Below are 16659 nucleotides of genomic sequence, written 5' to 3'. Positions count from 1 at the left end.
GTTTTATTCCCTTTTTTTCTGATTCAAGATCAAGTATAAGCATACCGCAAAACAACTTGAGACCATAATTAGAGAATTAAAGCCAGGAATAAAATCTAAGAGTCCTATATCACCACCACCAGTATCTATTCCGGAATCAAGTTGAATTTCAACAAGAAGCACTTCAGAGACAGCGGTTCCGAATGGGTTGGAATATTTCACAACAAAATAATATTTTCCACTTTGAGGCATCGTTAATGTAATTGAAATGCCATTTCCTGAAGAATCTTCTTGAAGTAATGCCCAATCTTCGACAGGAGTAGAATTGGATACCGTATAATATATCGAAAGAGTTTGAGCATTAGTAATAGGCTCCCAATAGATAGTAAAAGTTGAGTTTGATAATGGATTTGTCCCATTTAAGTAGATTAAGAAGCCATCCTCAGGAGTAGAAAATACATCAACATACTCTGTATATTTCATACCCTTCCCATATTTTGTCCAAACAGTTAAAGATACGGGATAATGTCCCGGTTCATCATATAAATGGGTTAAGTTCGCATTGGTTCCTAAATAGTGACTTCCATCACCGAATTCCCATATGAAATAATCTACGTAAAAGTTGAGATCCACCGTTCCAGTTAAATCCACCAATTCAGTTAACTCCAATTCTAAACTACTTGTTAGTGTAGAGCTAAAATCAACTGAGAGGTCTGGTTCATCAACAACCATTAAAATATATTCAGAAATCCTTTGTAAAGGAATAATTTTAATAATATAGGTTTCTGCATCAATTGTTGAATAATAAAGGTGATTGAATTGAGTTAATATTTCATTACCTAAACTATCATGCAACGAAATAGCGAGTGTACCCTCAGAACCTTCATATATTACAGAGATGACAATTTTTTCATTTTGATCAAGTGTAATATTGTAATAATCGTCATCCCAAGCGGCTAAATCTGGCACCACAGAGTTTACACTAATTTCAGGAAAATTTTCGTGTTGATCCCAATGATTATTAGAGGTATCATAGGCATCATTACTGATCCCAGTTTCATTAACGATTATTGACATGTTATAATTTAAATTCATCTCCCTTGGATAGACTTGGATTGCATACGTTCCATTTTCTGGACAGAGAAAAGTGATCATCTCATTGTTTTCCCAATAATATGAAGAGGAAAGGTAAGCATTTTTTGAACTCAAGTTTGAATGAGGTCCATATAAATATAAATCAAGATCCCCCATTGAATGTTGAAAGAATATTGAAACATTTAGCCATTCGTTCTCAACTAAGCTAATATTGTAAAAATCATCGTCGATGCAAACTAAATCAGTATAAATTTGATTAATTCTAGGAATATCAGCACTTAGTGATAGAAAATCATTATCGAAGGTCGTATTATCAAACTGATCATCCAATTTGTATTCAAGAAACACTGACAAATTATAATTGGAATTGTTTTCATAATTTGATATAATAATATAATAGTCAAACCCAATGTAATTTTCGGCAGTAAACTCTGCAATTGCGTTATCATCTGGTGTATTAATAGACTGTATCAATGTTTTAGTAGACGATCGAATGAGTATTATATCTAAGCCCAAAAAACCTTCTGTGGCAATATATTCAAGTTTGACGGTGACATAAGCATCCCTATCATCTGCTGGAATTTCATACAATGAAAAATTATAGTAATCTGGATTGATGCAAACGAGTTCAGAATACGTTTCATTTCCATCCAATAAATCATCGTTTATTTCAGTGGCTGTTGTGAAATTGTTATTACCATCACCTGCATCAAAAATATCGTCATCAATTGGAATTGAAGCAGAAAGAGAGTACATGGACATATAACCATCCCCGTAAGTATTGTTGATTTTTATAGATACAGTTTGATTAGAATCAACTACCCATGAAATCCATTCAGAATTAGTTGGCGTTGATGAAAATTCGATCAAAGACTCATTTTCAGCGTATAAAAATAAATTCAAATCGCTTACATCAAATACATAACTATATTCAAGACTTACAGAAAGTTCATCCCCAGTACTTACATTAAATTTATAGTAATCAGTATCATTACAAATTAAGCCTATATATTCCTTGAAACGAATACGTTTTGCATCAATAAGAAAATCGTTCTCTTCAAATTGATCATCCCCAATTGGAGCGGAATAGTAGGAAAGTAAAAATTCATCCCATAATGAATTTTGTCCAAAAAGACTCGTGATGTATATGTTAGAAAAATCTTCTGCTGTTTCTGGAAAATAGATGGTCATTCCATGACTTTCTGACAATGAACCAGTATATTTTGATAACAAAATTAAAGTGTCAATATTGTTTTTAACTGTTGCAATTTCTGCCGGCAAAATGTCTTCATCATCTAATTTAACCAAGAATTCATATAAATCAATGTAAGGAGAATCACCATAATTGTGTAAAGAAGAACGAATTGCTTCAATTGAAGATCTAAATCCACTAATCTGATCAATTAAATCACCAGCTAAGCTTGAAAGAGATTGCACCACGTTCGCAATTTGATCCGTTTTAATTGCACTTTGAGTAACTTCCCATCCGTAGGGAACATAGGGTAGATAAAAATCATAATAACCTTGGACAATAACTTGACCCAAAGTTTCCGCAGACATGGATGGATTGCCAATCAACTCTTGCAGAAACATGTCATAAGCCCACCCATCACCGGGTTCATTTTCTTGACTTGCTACAAATACATCAACATATTCATGCAATCCAAATATAACTTCCGTAGATCCCATTAAACATGCATCCATTCCCAGTAAATCAATATTTTTTCCTGATATTGCTGAGGCTATTTCATCTTGAGTAAGAAAATCTTGATCATTTGTATCATCCCAACAAATTCCCCCTAAATAAGGGCCCCACATTGGTCCCGATCCATGATCCCATAAAATTAAAGCATAATTTTCTGAAGGGTAATTAGTTTGACTCCAAATAATAAAACTTTCCAGCGTAAGACTTGAACCCATAGTCACTTCTCCAAGAGCATCTACCGGATTACCAATTTCAGTTTGACTGGTATCTTTTTCGACATAATAACGATAAGTTTCTTTCAAATCACCATTTGAATCGTCATATCCATTAATACGATCAAATTGAACAACAATATCTACTTCTGAAGAACTCCCAATCATCTCCATTTCATTTAGATCATTAATTGCTGCTTCTTCCAGATTATTATCGCCATCAAGATACACCATAACCGTCCATTTTTTTTCTGTTTGAGAAGATAAAGGAATATTCTCATTGGTAGCACCAATTTCGTTTGAATTAGAATATGTAGTTAAATTGTAAGGAGAACTGTAACTTGGGAAAAATATCAACCCAAGAATGATTAAAGAATAGAGAGATGTTTTAATTTGTTTCATCTTAATTTTTCCTCAATTAATTTGTTCTTAACTAACAACCATCGAACTTACAATTATGATGATCGACTAACCCTATTAATGTTTCATCAAATTGATGAAATTTTTAGAAAAAATTCGTTTTCATAAATTGAAATAGACCATTTTTGACTAAAATAGGGATAAAGTAAAATAGGTAGTAAGGAAAACATTATGTATATATAGCAAATAATTCATTTGCCTAAGAAAGAGGAGAAAGTTACAACTTTGACCTATATAAAACGTGTTACAATGAGTGGTTTCAAGAGTTTTGGAAACCGAACCGTCAGTGTTTCTTTAGCTAAGGGCTTTACATGCATTATTGGACCAAATGGAAATGGTAAATCCAATGTTATTGATGCATTATGCTTCGCACTTGGCCGAATGTCAAAAAAAACAATGCGTGCGAAGAGTTTAACCGATTTGATTTTTGCCGGATCAAAAACTAAAAAACCCGCAACAAAAGCAGAAGTTGAGATTACTTTTGACAATCGGGATAAAGTTTTTCCAAGTGATGCGAGTGAATATTCGATATCCCGATGGATTCGGAAAAAAGGAACCAGTGGATATAAAATTCAAGGAAAAAAGGCAACACGAGAGACAATTTTAAATGCCTTAGCACAAGCAAACATTGATCCCGATGGCTCTAATCAATTTATTCTTCAAGGTCGTATTGTTGAATTGACTCACATGAACACCAATAAACGACGTGAATTTATTGAAGAACTGATTGGTCTTTCTAAGTATGATCGGATGAAAGAACAAACTTTAAAGGAATTGGAGAAAGCAGATAAGGATTTAGGTCAGTTTGAAGCAATTTTCAAAGAAGTTAGCGCCCAATTAAAAAAAGTTGAAAAAGAAAAAAATGATGCTCTTCGATGGAAAGAATTAGATAATCTAGTAAAACTCCATAATGCTCAACTAATTGCCCTTAAAATTCACAATTTACGCCAAGAGGAAGAAGAAGTTGAAGCAGATATTGAATCAACTCAACTCGTTATTGAAGAATTAGAAGGAAAAATTAAACGCCAAAAAGATCGGATAGAATCTGAATCCTTGCTTCTAAAAGGGATCGAAGAGGATATTGCTGGCATGGAAGAGGAAAAATCAAAGCTTGATGAGACTTTAACCTCCCAGAAATCAGATTTATCGGCAAAAGAAGCTACATTACAAGCAAGCAAAGATAACCTGAAGCGTTTAGAGCAAAATATTATCAAACTTGAAGAATTGCAAGATAAATTGGAAGAAGGACAGACCTATACAGATTTAGTTACTTTAACCAACCAAGAAATTGATGTTAAAGAAAAAGAAATTGATGAGACAAGTGAATTGATTGAAGAAAATACTGCTCAGCAAAAGGGAAAAGAAGCATCAATTGCGGAAATAAATAAGATAAAGACAGAAATTAATAAAGAAATTTCAAAGGTTCATCAAGAAATAAAAGCTTTATCGACAGAAATCAAGTTATTGGAAAAGTCAATAAAAAAGAATACAAAGAAGTTAGAAAAATTAGAGAGTGATTTGGCCAAATTAAAGAAAGAAGGCGAAAGTGTTGAAGAAGCAATTAAAACTACTTCAGAAGAAGCTAATGAAATTTCTAAAACCATTAATGATTTAAAAAGTAAAATTGAAGAGCAGAAAAAACGTCAAAAAGAGATTGATAAAGAATTACTTAAACTAGAAAAATCTCGTGATAAAGCAAATCAAAAATTGGCAGATATTCAAGCGGCAATTTCTTCCACAGGTGCAGAAATCAAGATGATCGAAAAACAGATTGAAGATCTCGAGACACGGAAGAATAAAATGCAAAAAGAATACGATCGATTAACCAAGGGAAAGAAAGTTGAAGATCAGATCAACGAATTGAAGAAATCTGAAAAAGAAATTTTGGAAAACTTAAAAAATGCGAAAGAAAGCTTGAAAAAAGCTAATGATGATCAGAAGCGATCAGAAAACAAAAAGGAAGGATTGGAGCATAAACGTAGAACTTTAGAAAGTGAATTAGCAGATTTCGAAAAGAGATTATCTGGGCTAAAAGTTGAATTAAAAAATGCTCAAAATGAATTAAAAACTGCTGAACGTGAGAAAAGTGCTAATGATCTCAAAATGGCAAATGTCCAAAAGGAAATTGAGGCACTGACTTCAGAAAAATCGAAATTTGACAAGCAAGCTCAGAACATTCAAAATAAACTGACCCAACTTCAAGAAGAAAGGAAAATATTGCAAGAACAAATTGATAAAAAAGAAACTGAGCAAGAACAAAATTCCAGTGAATTGCAAAGTGTGTTAGGAACGCTTCAAAGTTTAATGGAAAATATCGATCGATCCGCTGGAAATGTTAAATCTGATATACAAAATGCCAGTCAAGTTGCAATTGACGAATCTGAAAGCGTGCTACGTAGTTTTGTCATGGATATAACAGACATGTTGGGTACAATAAATGAGATAGCAGGAAAACAGGCTCAAGAAATCAAAGAAGAGTTAGAACAAGTTGTCACGACTTTAAATTTCTTGATTGAAAACTCAGATCAACCCATTCAGCAATTAAATGAAGTAGTAAAAGAGGCAAGTGAAGAAGCCTTACTTGAATCCACATCGAATTTTGATGGATTCATTGCAGATTTTGTAAACAAATTTGATTCAATCCGATTAGCTCTCCAAGCGATCGCTATTTCTGATACATCGGAAGTATACAAAGCACTAGATGGATTAAATGAAGGAATACAACGAGATCAGAACAAACTTGCAGAACTAAAGAATAATTTGACAAAGATTGAGACCCAATTAGAGCAAAAGAACAAAGATCAAAGCGAACTTAAAATACTAATCGGAAATCTTACAAAATCAATTGAAGAAAATTCCAAACGGGTTGAGAAGGGAAATAAAGAAAATCAAGAAAAATCAGAGCAAATTGAGCTCAATGAGAACGAAATTAAGAAACTCACCCAAGATCTCGATGGAATTAAGAAATTTTCTGAAAATTACTGGAAAATTACAAAAGAATTACAAGAAACTATTGATAAGCATACTTCTGAATTAGCCCAAGTTCAAGCAGATCTCAATGATTTAGGCAGTGTGAAAAGAATCTTAGATGATATTGAAAATGCCACTCAAGATCAGGTCAGTCTTTCAGAGGATATTGAAGCTAAAAAGAAAACTATAAATGATTTAGAGAAAAGTAGCGATACTGCAAAAGCAGATGTTCAAGCAGTGGTAGAGAATACAAAAACTGTCAAAGGAGAACGTGATATTGCTGATGAAAAACGAAATGAGCTTCAAATTCAAATAGACGAGGAAAATGAGAAACTTAAAGAAGTAACAGCACGATTGAAGGATTTGGAAAACGTTCAAAAGTTAATTTCAGATATTGAAACTTTAAACCATGAAAATGAAGAAGCTCAAACGAAAATTGAAGATAATTCAAAACAAATAGAAGTTCTTGAAGGAGAAATAACCACTCAAGAAGAAAAAATCGTAGCAGAAGATGCTGAAATTGAAAAAATTCAAGCAGAACGGAAAGAATTAGAAGAAAAAGAAAAGATTTTGCGCAATACAATTAAGCAACTTAGTAATGAAAAGAATAATTTGGAAAAAACGCGTGATAAACAGAAACAAATGCAAAACCGGGCAGAAGAAATTGATGACTTAAAAAATGAAATGGGTGAGCTTGGAGATGCAATTGCAGATTTGGAAGAAAAAATCAAGGAAATTATAGAGAACATTGGAAAATTGGAGCTTGAACGTTCAGAGAAGTTAGATCAATTATCCGAATTACAATCTCAGAAATCTGATTCATGGCAAAAACAAAAGGGAATGCAAGAAGAATTAAGTGATCTTAATTCCGATCTCTCCAGAAATAGTGCGAAATTTAATAATTTAGAAACGCGAAAAATAGTATTAGAAGAACGTATAGATGAATTATTTGAAAAATCGAAGGATTATGGAACTCTTCCACCAGTAACCGATGATCTTGCAGAAGCATCTTTAAATCAAGCTATAGCAAAAGCAACGAACGAAAAAACGGCATTAGAACCTGTAAACTTGAAGTCTATTGAAGAATATGAAGTAGTTCGGGAACGATGGGATGAAATTGATATGCGCCGGCAAACATTGCAAAGGGAACGTAAGGCAATCTTAGATTCAATTGATCGTATCGAATTGGAGAAAACTAGGAATTTTATGAAAGCTTATCATGAAATCAATCGCGTATTTTCCAATGTTTTCCAACAATTAAGCCCTGGAGGATCTGCAAAAATGATTTTAGAGAATCCCGCTCATCCTTTTGAAGCAGGGATTAATATTGAAGCCCGACCGAGAGGTAAAAAAATCTCTTCCTTAACGATATTAAGTGGAGGAGAAAAAACTTTAGTTGCACTTTCCTTTATTTTTGCTGTCCAGAATTTTTATCCCGCTCCATTTTATATTATGGACGAAATTGATGCTGCGTTGGATGGACCAAATGTATATCGTGTTTCAATGGTTATCAAAGAATATGCTGCCCAAGCACAATTTTTAGTCATTAGCCACAGGGAAGAAAATATAACCAACAGCGACAGGATTTATGGGGTTGCTATGAATGATGGTATAACCGATATTTTTACTGTTGATCTCGAAGAAGAAAAAGATCGTGATGATTTTGGTGCCGCAATTGAAGGTACCGATGAAGAAGATCTTGATAAACCGATAGTAGTAGATAATGATGAAGATGATGATTAGGAGGAGATAAAATGGTCGCAAAAAAGAAGACAACGAAAAAAACCTCTCGGAAAACTACAAAAAAAAAAACAACACTGAAGATAGGGGGGAAATCCCCCAAAAAATCAGCCTCGAAAGAATCATCAAAACCAGTTAAGAAAAGGAAGAAAACCTCAAAAGTAAAAGTTGAACCTGAAATTAAAGAGGTAGAAGTCATAACTATTGGAGAAGAGATTGAAGAAGAAGAAATCAGTGCAGAAGATGAAGATGCTTTAATTAAATCTGGAAAATGGTGGTTAAGCGAACCATGGCGTAGCTTATTGGATCCTGATCTTGCTAAGAATGTAGAATTTTCCCAATTTGATTTGAGCAAACTGATTGAGGATTTTACTGATAGAATGTTGCAGGAAGATCTCATTGATTTTCGAATTTCTGGGTTAGCAATCTACTCTTCTGCGAAATTTTATCATCAAAAGATTACTGGAGTAATCCATGAAGAAGAAAAAATTCAGAAAGAAATTGTTCGGGAACGGATGAGAAGGGAAGTACCCAAAGCAATATCACAACCAATTCGTGAAAGTCGAAAAATTGCGACGTCAGATGAACTATTTGGAGCAATGCGGAGAGCAATTATTGAAACGATGCAAAAACGCGAAAAATTGAGAATCCGGAGAGAAACAAAGGAAGCAAAGAAGCAAGTAAAAGTAAAAAAACGCGGAAAAGGGAAACTTCCAGCCGAAATATTAAAACATATTACTGGAAAATCTGAAACTATCGAAGATCGGTTAAAAAAAACTCATATTCGTGTGAAAGAGATAATCCAATTAGAAGATTTTAAAGATGAAATAATCCCAATGAAGTATTTCAAGGAACTCATCTATAAAAACACTGAACAAACAATTTTTGAGAAAAAAGTCGCATATATTCAGCGATTTGAAGAGATGTTATTTTTAGCGTCATTAAACAAAGTAAAATTACATCAAGAAACGATGCGAAGTGATATAGATATTTTATTAACCGATAAAACAGGAATTAGTTTTTAAAAATGAGGTTTGATTAATATGTCGGAAAAAGAAGAAAAGAACGAAGAAAATGATGATATTGAAGCAGAAATCATGGCAGATTTGGAAGATTTGGATAATGAATTGGATGATGCAATTCATGAAGAAGACACAAATGAACTATCAGATTCAGACGATGAGCCTAGCGAACCTTCAGATCAAGAAGAAGAAATTGAAGAAGATGGAATCAAATCAAACGATCAAGAAATAAATGAGCCAGAAAGTGATATTCCTGCTGAAGAAGGAGAATCAGAAGATTTAATAGAAGATTTGGATGAAGTAGGAGAATCAGAAGAGGAAAGTGAACAAGAATCACCAATTTCATCCGATGAATTGAAGTCCGATGCTGAGGATGAACAATCCAAGAAAAAAAATATTGTTGAAGGTGCATTGTTTGTTGCAGGAAGACCCATTTCAGTCGAAGAATTGAATATCAAAACTGAGATAAAAAAACGAGAATTGGAAGAAATTCTTAATGAATTAGCGATGGACTATTTAATGCGTTCTACAGCATTGGAAATTGTTCAAATCCAAGATAAATATAGCCTACAAATCAAGCCCGAATACACTCCCAATGTGAAGAAATTTGCAAGCGGAGGATTGATCCCCGATAAGCATTTAAAAACATTGACAATCATTGCATTGAAACAACCGATTTTAAAGTCAACTCTTGTAAAAATTCGAGGTTCGGGAGCTTATGATCACGTTAAGTTTCTCCTCGATCGAGGGTTTATTGAAACCTATAAAAAAGGTCGTTCTCATGAAATTATTACGACAGATCAATTTGCTGATACTTTTGGCTTATCCAGAGATATTCAAACTTTGAAAAAACAAATGGTTACCCAATTAGGAATCAACGATTCAAAGAAAGATAACTAATGGGGCAATTTATCAGGGTTTTTTTTAATTATCACCTAATTTCTAAATAATTTTTAATCAGAACTATATTGGTAAATTTTTCCAATACTTTGGGAGAAAAACCGCCTTATTTGTCTCATAACTCTCAATTATTCCTTGTGTTATAGCAAAGGATTTGAATGCATCTTTAAAATTTGTGCTAGGTTGAGTTTTCCCCTTCGAATTTATCCCTTTTGACATTTCTTCTAATAAATATAATTCCGAAGTGTATCCCTTTATATTGAATTCCACATCGTTTGTATTTTGCACTTCTGTTGTTTGATACTTGAATCCTTCAGGGTCCTCAAAGAGAGTAGCAGATACAGTTTTTTTACCCGCTTTCTCCAATAGGTTGATTTCGCCACCCACGCAATTCATATCTACACGGTGATATAGTTCTCCTTTTTTTTGCCAATCACCACGATAGGTGGCATAAATCCAGTTATCAGGATTATCATAGTTTTCAGGCTTAGCTAAAGCAAGAATGGCGTAAGTGGTAGATGAACCTTTAAAATAGGAAAACGAGGGTTTGAAATTAACAGCCTTGACTTGCACAACATCCATATCAGTTAAATATCGGATCAAATCTAAATGATGGGGGGCCATATCTTCTAAAAATAGATCTTTCAGCCATCGTCGCCAACCTTGACGAGTTTTTCCCCAATTATATAAATAGGTTAAATTCAGGGAAGTTATTTCTTCAAGTTTGTCTTTATTTTCCAAAAGATACTTCTTTAAAGTCCAATTCTGAGCGAAATATCGAGTTTGAGTGCCTATCGCCGTGCATAATTCTGGGTGTGCATGAGCTGCTTTCACCATTTGACGCCCTTGATCTACGCTACATGCCATGTTTTTTTCACAAATAACATTCAACCCTAGATCTATGGCTTCCATGGCCAAAACATGATGAGAAAAGGTCGGAGTTTCGATAATTGCAAGATCATATGGTTCTTCACTAAAGTGAATTGCTTCTTCCATAGTTGTATAGGCATGTGTTTCTGGCACACCCCAAGTACTGGGAGCATTTTCTAATTTATCAGTGTTTGTGTCCACGATAGCCGCTAAGCACCAATCTTCATGGATAGCTAACGCTTTTTTCCAAGCATGGGCATGTCCTCCAATACCTACAATAATTGCACGCTTCACTCTATTCTTCATGTTTTACTTAATGAATCCAAAACAAATAAAATGTTGGCAAAACATCTTGTGATTAAGATAAAGGTAAGATTAAATTTATGGTTGAAAAAACATCAAAAATTACCCCCTTTAATCCTAAAATTATTTTTAATCTATTTCAAATCTATAATGATCCCTAAATATGGAATAAAAGCGGCTATGACCGATTTCTTCTTCAACAGTTTTATGTAAATATGAACAAACATTGATCTCATCCAAAATACGCTTAGTACGTACAATATGGGGAAGTTGATTGAGCAGAGAATTTGTTATTCGAGGTAATTGATAAGTTATAATGATTTCCGCTTTGTTGAGAGTTTTGGAATGAAACAAGAATTGAAAATGAATTAAATCTTGGATTGAGGAATTTTGAATTTCTAATTTTGAAACGGCGATCGTACTAATCATATTAATCTATTATTAAAGAAGTCTCATTTATGCGTCCTAGCTATGTTGGTTTATTAAAATTCTTGAAACGTCTGTCGACAAAAATCGATTGATTTCCGAATTTTGGGAATAAAATATTTAAGAAATAACATCACGATATTTCCCATTTTTATATAAATATAAAATCAACGCAATAAGGGCAAAATATTAATCTCTCGACATACAGACTAAAAATAACTATCAAACAATAGCCATCTGAAATGTTATAACTAACGAGTGAATGAGATGAAATTACTGATAATTGATGGATATATCGATACACCTGGATGCTTAGGCGTCCCACCTTATTTAAGCCCATTAGCTCGTTACATTTTTGGATCTGTTAAAAAAAATCTACCAGTTAACTCACAAATTAATTATGTCACCATAGATCAATTCCGTAAATCCCAAGAAAAAAAAACGCAACAAGAGCGTTTTGAAACAAACCAAGGTGAATCCATACAAAATTTCATATCTGGAATATATGATATAACCATTTTCATCACGGGTGTTTCTGTTCCAGGTAAGTATTTGACAAGTCAGCCTATTCGGTTTTCAGAACTGCGAAGATATGGTCATTTACTAACAAATTCCTTTACAATTCTATGCGGTCCTGCCACAAAATACGGTATTGGAGAGGAAGGAGGAAAAACCTCTATCTCTGCCGAAAAATTGAAGGAAATTTTCAATTTAATAATTTATGGTGATCCAGAAATTGTATTAAATAAACTTCTATCAGGAGAATTTCTATCTACGTTTCAATTACCCGAAAATATTGAGGAAATTTCTCGTTTTGAACGAAAATCAATGGAAGAAATAAGAGATTTTGCAATAGAAGGAGCTAAACTAATTCCTTCCCATCCCAATTACAGTGAAGGAAATGGTGGTAATCTAATATGTGAAATTGAAACCTTTAGAGGTTGCCCGCGATATCATTCTGGAGGATGTGCATTTTGCATTGAACCCCTTAAAGGAAAAACATTGCATAGATCGCCTGATTCAGTAATTGCGGAAATAGTAGCCTTATATTCTCAAGGTGTAAGACATTTTCGCCTAGGAAGCCAAACTGATTTTTATGCATTTCAACATAAAGCATTTGATCATCCTAAATATCCGCGACCCAATCCCGAGGTGATTGAATTTTTACTCTCTTCCATCCGGAATGCATGTCCAGACTTAAAAACATTGCATATTGACAATGTAAATGCCCTTAATTTTGTTCTTTATCCTGACGAAGCAACTCAGATAACCAAAGCAATAGTAAAGTATTGTACCGCTGGAAATATTGCAGCCATTGGGGTGGAATCTGTTGATAATGATGTTATTATAAAAAATAATTTAAAAGCAACAGCTCCCGAAATTTTAGAAACAATTAAAATAATCAATCTCTATGGGAGCGATATTGGTGAAAATGGATCTCCAAAATTTCTTCCAGGATTAAACTTTATTATGGGCCTCCCAGGTGAAACGAAAACTTCACTAGATGAATGCTTTGAATTTCTATCTTCGGTTATAGAACAAAATTTATTGCTTCGACGCATTAATCTCCGAAAATTTATGGTTCCAACTTCAATTCCTCAAAAAAATGCAAGGAAAATTTCCAAACATCTCACTAAATTTGCTTCAAAATACTACCATTGGAAAGAGTTAATCCGAGAACAAATAGATAATCCAATGTTAAAAAAAATATACCCAATTGGGCGTGAATTAAGTAATTGCTATGCTGAAAAACATGAAGGAAATGCAACTTTACTGCGACAACCAGGAACTTATCCGATAATATGTTTTGTCCACACTAAACTTCCCTTAAAGCAGTATTATAATTTACTAATCGTAAATCACGGACAGCGATCAATTACATGTTTACAATCTCCAGTCAATCTAATCGAACTCTCACAAAAAGAACTGGAGAGTATTGACGGAATTGGCAAAAAACGAGCAATAAGCATTAAATCAATTCAACCGAAAACATTTTCTGAATGGAATGAAAATTTTCCTGAAATAATTGACCGACTGTTAAAAATACAACCCTCCATAAAAGAAGTTTGTTCCAAATAAGAGATTTTTTGTCGAAAAAAATCATTTTGCATTACGTTGAGCATGACACCAATTTTCTTTGCAAACTTTTCCACAAAATTTGTGAGTTGCAGTATCTTGACATTGGTTTACATGAACAACATGACGTTTTGGAAGAGGCTTTTCACAAAAATCACACCGAGGGACGTTTTGTAGTGATTTTGGTAACCGAATTTCGGAAAAGGAATCGAAATTTTCGAATTTTTTGCTCATTTTAATCACAACAAATTACAGATAACTATAGCTAAACCAAATTCAACATCCTTTAATTCCTTTACGAATAGGGTTCATAAGTAAGATAAAAAAAAAGACGGATCAGAACTTTTTTTTATTAAAAGAGATCACGAATTTCTATCACAAGATTAGAAATCTTATAATCCAAATTGGACATAATTTCAGCTAATTCTCGCGTCATTTCTGATTTAAATGCTTCATCTTTAATTGAAGGAAGATTAATTTCTACATTAAGCGCAGCTCCTTTCAATCCAGTTAAAGCATTTAATGCACCTACGGCTACATCAGAGAGGGCATTTTTATTTCCCTTGGTTCCAATTTCGAGTAAAATATCTAACACTTTTTTACACGCACGGACTGTCGTCATAGGAACTAAAGCAGCAACTTTGTACTCTTCTTGAATTTTCGCTGATCGAGCCGCTTTCTCTTCATCAGTATTTTTGGGTAACTTAAAAGCAGCCATTACACCATTAAACGCGTTTGCATCCTTATCAATCAAGTCAGTTAATTCTTTATGGAGTTCGTCAAGTTCAACAATTTTCTCTTTAAAAAAAGGTTCTAATGCTTCATACCCTTTTTTTCCTATTGTTAAACGGGAAACCATCGCCCCCAATCCGGCACCCAAAGCCCCCGCCAAACAAGCTGCAGAACCTCCTCCAGGTGCAGCACTATCAGATGCGAGTTCTTGAATAAATCCTTCTACTGTCAAATCTTTTAACAAACTATTCACCTTATTCCATTTCCGTTAATTTCTTTTCTATGATTTGAGAACGATTCCACTTTCCATTGAGCTGTAAATAATATTCTGCAGCATCTAAGAGCGCATCAACGGGAATCATCCCATAGACTTCTGTTTCTGTAATTGCAACACCATATCGTCGTGCTTCATTTCGTACAGTCTCTACTACCATCGCCATAGGAGTTTCTTTATAATTGGTTAAATTCATCGATACTTGAACATATGGCTTTGTTGCGAATCCCATGGATTTACAGTATGCAAAACCTCCATTTTTATGCCGAATATTTCTGCCAATTGTTTTTGCAATTTCAACATCATCGGTATTTAAATAAATATTATAAGCAATTAAGAATTCTCGAGCACCAATAACAGTTGCTCCTGCTTTGGGTAATTCGCTAGGTCCAAAATCGGGTTTTCGATCAGGATCAGTTTTAATTGCTTCTTTTAATCCTTCATACTGCCCTTTACGTATATTTGCAAGATTTTCTCTATCCGGCCGAGTTGCAGCTGCTTCATATAAATAAGTAGGAATCCCTAATTCATCAGAAACTTTTTTGGCTAAGCGTTTTGCTAATTCCGTACATTCTTCAATAGTAATTCCTGTAACAGGAACAAAAGGAACTACATCGGTAGCACCTACCCGAGGATGTTCACCTTGATGTTCATCCATGTCTATTAATTCTGCGGCTGTTTTAATTCCTGCAAACCCCGCTTTAAACGTTTCTTCAGGTTCTCCAACAATTGTGACAACTAATCGATTATGATCTGGATCTGCTCGCGAATCAATTATTTTGGCTGTACTTGCTTCTTTCATAGCTGCAAGTATTTTATCTATAACATCTTGTCTTCTCCCTTCAGAGAAATTTGGTACCAATTCTACTAATGCCATGATTTTATTTTCACCTTTGTGATATAACTATAAAGATTAGTTAAGGTTTAAATCTATGAAATGTCTTTTAGATTAAAAAGCATTTGTTCTCGAATAACCTTTTTCAAGTTTTTTTAGAATATTATCAGAAAAATGTTATGTTTTTTCTAGAGAATATATCCAAGAATCTAAAACTCAAGGAAGAAAATGATTTTTTGATTTTTTGGGTTTTTAGCCAGATTATGTTGTTTCAATTATATGAAAAATTTTTCCAAAGAACTAAAATGAGTTATTTCTAGGTTCACATTAAAAGTTGGATCAAAGGTAGAGTAGATTTTCTAAAGAATGAGAAATAAATTGAACCTAAAACATTCAAGTTCTGAATTATTGTTAACTTATCTTATTTCCGTTAAGCACAAGTGACTGGAAGGAAAGAGGGGAGGACTTCATTTGCAATTTTAGTAAACAAATCCTCAATTCCCTCAAACGATTTAGAAGAAATAAAATGATGACCAATAACATTCGATTTAGGGGCTTGAGATCGAAATAGTGTGTTCCATCGCTTTTTAAAATCAGAAATGTCTTCCGGTTGAACTAAATCACATTTTGATCCAGCTAATAAAATGGGCATGGCAGGATTTTCTTTATGAAGTAAAGCCAACCAGGTCGATATATTATCAAAGGTTTTTTCACGTGTCAAGTCGTATAAAACTATGGCCCCTTTGGTACCGGTAATATATGAATCATGTAAAAACTGAAATCGCTGTTGACCTCCAAGGTCATAAATTAAAAAGGGATATTTTGATTCCCGAAATGCAATATCCATACAAGCAAAATCAACACCTATGGTAATATTCGACCCCAATTTAAATTTTCCTGTATTTTTGGAGGTTATCAATGTCGATTTTCCTGTACCCCCATCTCCTGCGATAACTATTTTACATGGTGCTATGGAAGACATACAAGAATTTATTCAAATTACTTTTTTAAAGGTCGAAGAATTCCATCAAGATTTACTACGATTACACCTCTAATCCTAAGACACATATGAGATCACTTTTAGGTACTTTTTTCCTCAG

General features: G+C 33.7%; 11 protein-coding genes. 4 read left to right on the top strand and 7 right to left on the bottom strand.

The window, feature by feature from the left end:
* Positions 1 to 3: 3 nt before the first annotated feature.
* A complete protein-coding gene (locus tag NEF87_RS14495) occupies positions 4 to 3393 on the bottom strand; it encodes a clostripain-related cysteine peptidase (protein ID WP_457916372.1) in 3390 nt (1129 codons plus the stop codon).
* Between the two features lie 243 nt (positions 3394 to 3636).
* Here NEF87_RS14495 and NEF87_RS14490 point away from each other — a divergent pair, with 243 nt between their 5' ends.
* The 3 genes from NEF87_RS14490 to scpB are packed head-to-tail and all read left to right on the top strand — an operon-like array spanning position 3637 to position 10043.
* The gene (locus NEF87_RS14490; protein ID WP_457916371.1) at positions 3637 to 8124 is read left to right on the top strand and encodes an AAA family ATPase; all 4488 of its coding nucleotides are present in this window, start codon (positions 3637 to 3639) and stop codon (positions 8122 to 8124) included.
* An 11-nt stretch (positions 8125 to 8135) separates the two neighbouring features.
* Positions 8136 to 9146, top strand: a complete 1011-nt coding sequence (locus NEF87_RS14485) for a hypothetical protein (RefSeq protein ID WP_371802111.1) — start codon at positions 8136 to 8138, stop codon at positions 9144 to 9146.
* Positions 9147 to 9164: 18 nt separating this feature from the next.
* On the top strand, positions 9165 to 10043 hold the full coding sequence (gene scpB, locus NEF87_RS14480; protein WP_457916370.1) for an SMC-Scp complex subunit ScpB: 879 nt from the start codon (positions 9165 to 9167) through the stop codon (positions 10041 to 10043).
* 63 nt (positions 10044 to 10106) lie between these two features.
* Here the strand turns inward: scpB and NEF87_RS14475 are convergent, their stop codons facing one another.
* On the bottom strand, positions 10107 to 11219 hold the full coding sequence (locus NEF87_RS14475; RefSeq protein ID WP_457916369.1) for a Gfo/Idh/MocA family protein: 1113 nt from the start codon (positions 11217 to 11219) through the stop codon (positions 10107 to 10109).
* A gap of 126 nt (positions 11220 to 11345) precedes the next feature.
* Positions 11346 to 11645 (bottom strand): hypothetical protein, encoded by a 300-nt coding sequence (locus tag NEF87_RS14470; protein WP_457916368.1) that lies wholly within the window; start codon positions 11643 to 11645, stop codon positions 11346 to 11348.
* A 264-nt stretch (positions 11646 to 11909) separates the two neighbouring features.
* Between NEF87_RS14470 and NEF87_RS14465 the strand changes: the two genes are divergently transcribed.
* A complete protein-coding gene (locus NEF87_RS14465) occupies positions 11910 to 13721 on the top strand; it encodes a radical SAM protein (protein ID WP_457916367.1) in 1812 nt (603 codons plus the stop codon).
* A 21-nt stretch (positions 13722 to 13742) separates the two neighbouring features.
* Here the strand turns inward: NEF87_RS14465 and NEF87_RS14460 are convergent, their stop codons facing one another.
* The 4 genes from NEF87_RS14460 to NEF87_RS14445 all read right to left on the bottom strand — a co-directional run bounded on the left by NEF87_RS14460 (position 13743) and on the right by NEF87_RS14445 (position 16541).
* Positions 13743 to 13952 carry a hypothetical protein gene (locus tag NEF87_RS14460; protein ID WP_371802106.1) on the bottom strand — a complete coding sequence of 70 codons (210 nt, stop codon included), beginning with the start codon at positions 13950 to 13952 and terminating at the stop codon, positions 13743 to 13745.
* A gap of 118 nt (positions 13953 to 14070) precedes the next feature.
* Positions 14071 to 14694: a cyclodeaminase/cyclohydrolase family protein gene (locus tag NEF87_RS14455; protein ID WP_457916366.1), complete on the bottom strand. Its 624-nt coding sequence runs from the start codon at positions 14692 to 14694 to the stop codon at positions 14071 to 14073.
* Between the two features lie 10 nt (positions 14695 to 14704).
* Positions 14705 to 15601 carry a glutamate formimidoyltransferase gene (ftcD, locus tag NEF87_RS14450; protein ID WP_457916365.1) on the bottom strand — a complete coding sequence of 299 codons (897 nt, stop codon included), beginning with the start codon at positions 15599 to 15601 and terminating at the stop codon, positions 14705 to 14707.
* A 388-nt stretch (positions 15602 to 15989) separates the two neighbouring features.
* On the bottom strand, positions 15990 to 16541 hold the full coding sequence (locus NEF87_RS14445) for a Rab family GTPase (protein ID WP_457916364.1): 552 nt from the start codon (positions 16539 to 16541) through the stop codon (positions 15990 to 15992).
* Between the last annotated feature and the right edge of the window lie 118 nt (positions 16542 to 16659).

Origin of the sequence: Candidatus Lokiarchaeum ossiferum, from assembly GCA_025839675.1 — an archaeon.
GTDB classification, from domain to species: Archaea; Asgardarchaeota; Lokiarchaeia; order Sigyniarchaeales; family Promethearchaeaceae; genus Lokiarchaeum; species Lokiarchaeum ossiferum.
This window is presented reverse-complemented; position numbering and strand designations above follow the sequence as displayed.

What these genes read in the sequence shown, in the direction of transcription:
- scpB (WP_457916370.1), top strand. Translation starts at nt 9,165, where the DNA reads ATGTCGGAAAAAGAAGAAAAGAACGAAGAAAATGATGATATTGAAGCA.
- NEF87_RS14495 (WP_457916372.1), bottom strand. Translation starts at nt 3,393, where the DNA reads ATGAAACAAATTAAAACATCTCTCTATTCTTTAATCATTCTTGGGTTG.
- NEF87_RS14465 (WP_457916367.1), top strand. Translation starts at nt 11,910, where the DNA reads ATGAAATTACTGATAATTGATGGATATATCGATACACCTGGATGCTTA.
- ftcD (WP_457916365.1), bottom strand. Translation starts at nt 15,601, where the DNA reads ATGGCATTAGTAGAATTGGTACCAAATTTCTCTGAAGGGAGAAGACAA.
- NEF87_RS14475 (WP_457916369.1), bottom strand. Translation starts at nt 11,219, where the DNA reads ATGAAGAATAGAGTGAAGCGTGCAATTATTGTAGGTATTGGAGGACAT.
- NEF87_RS14485 (WP_371802111.1), top strand. Translation starts at nt 8,136, where the DNA reads ATGGTCGCAAAAAAGAAGACAACGAAAAAAACCTCTCGGAAAACTACA.
- NEF87_RS14470 (WP_457916368.1), bottom strand. Translation starts at nt 11,645, where the DNA reads ATGATTAGTACGATCGCCGTTTCAAAATTAGAAATTCAAAATTCCTCA.
- NEF87_RS14460 (WP_371802106.1), bottom strand. Translation starts at nt 13,952, where the DNA reads ATGAGCAAAAAATTCGAAAATTTCGATTCCTTTTCCGAAATTCGGTTA.
- NEF87_RS14445 (WP_457916364.1), bottom strand. Translation starts at nt 16,541, where the DNA reads ATGTCTTCCATAGCACCATGTAAAATAGTTATCGCAGGAGATGGGGGT.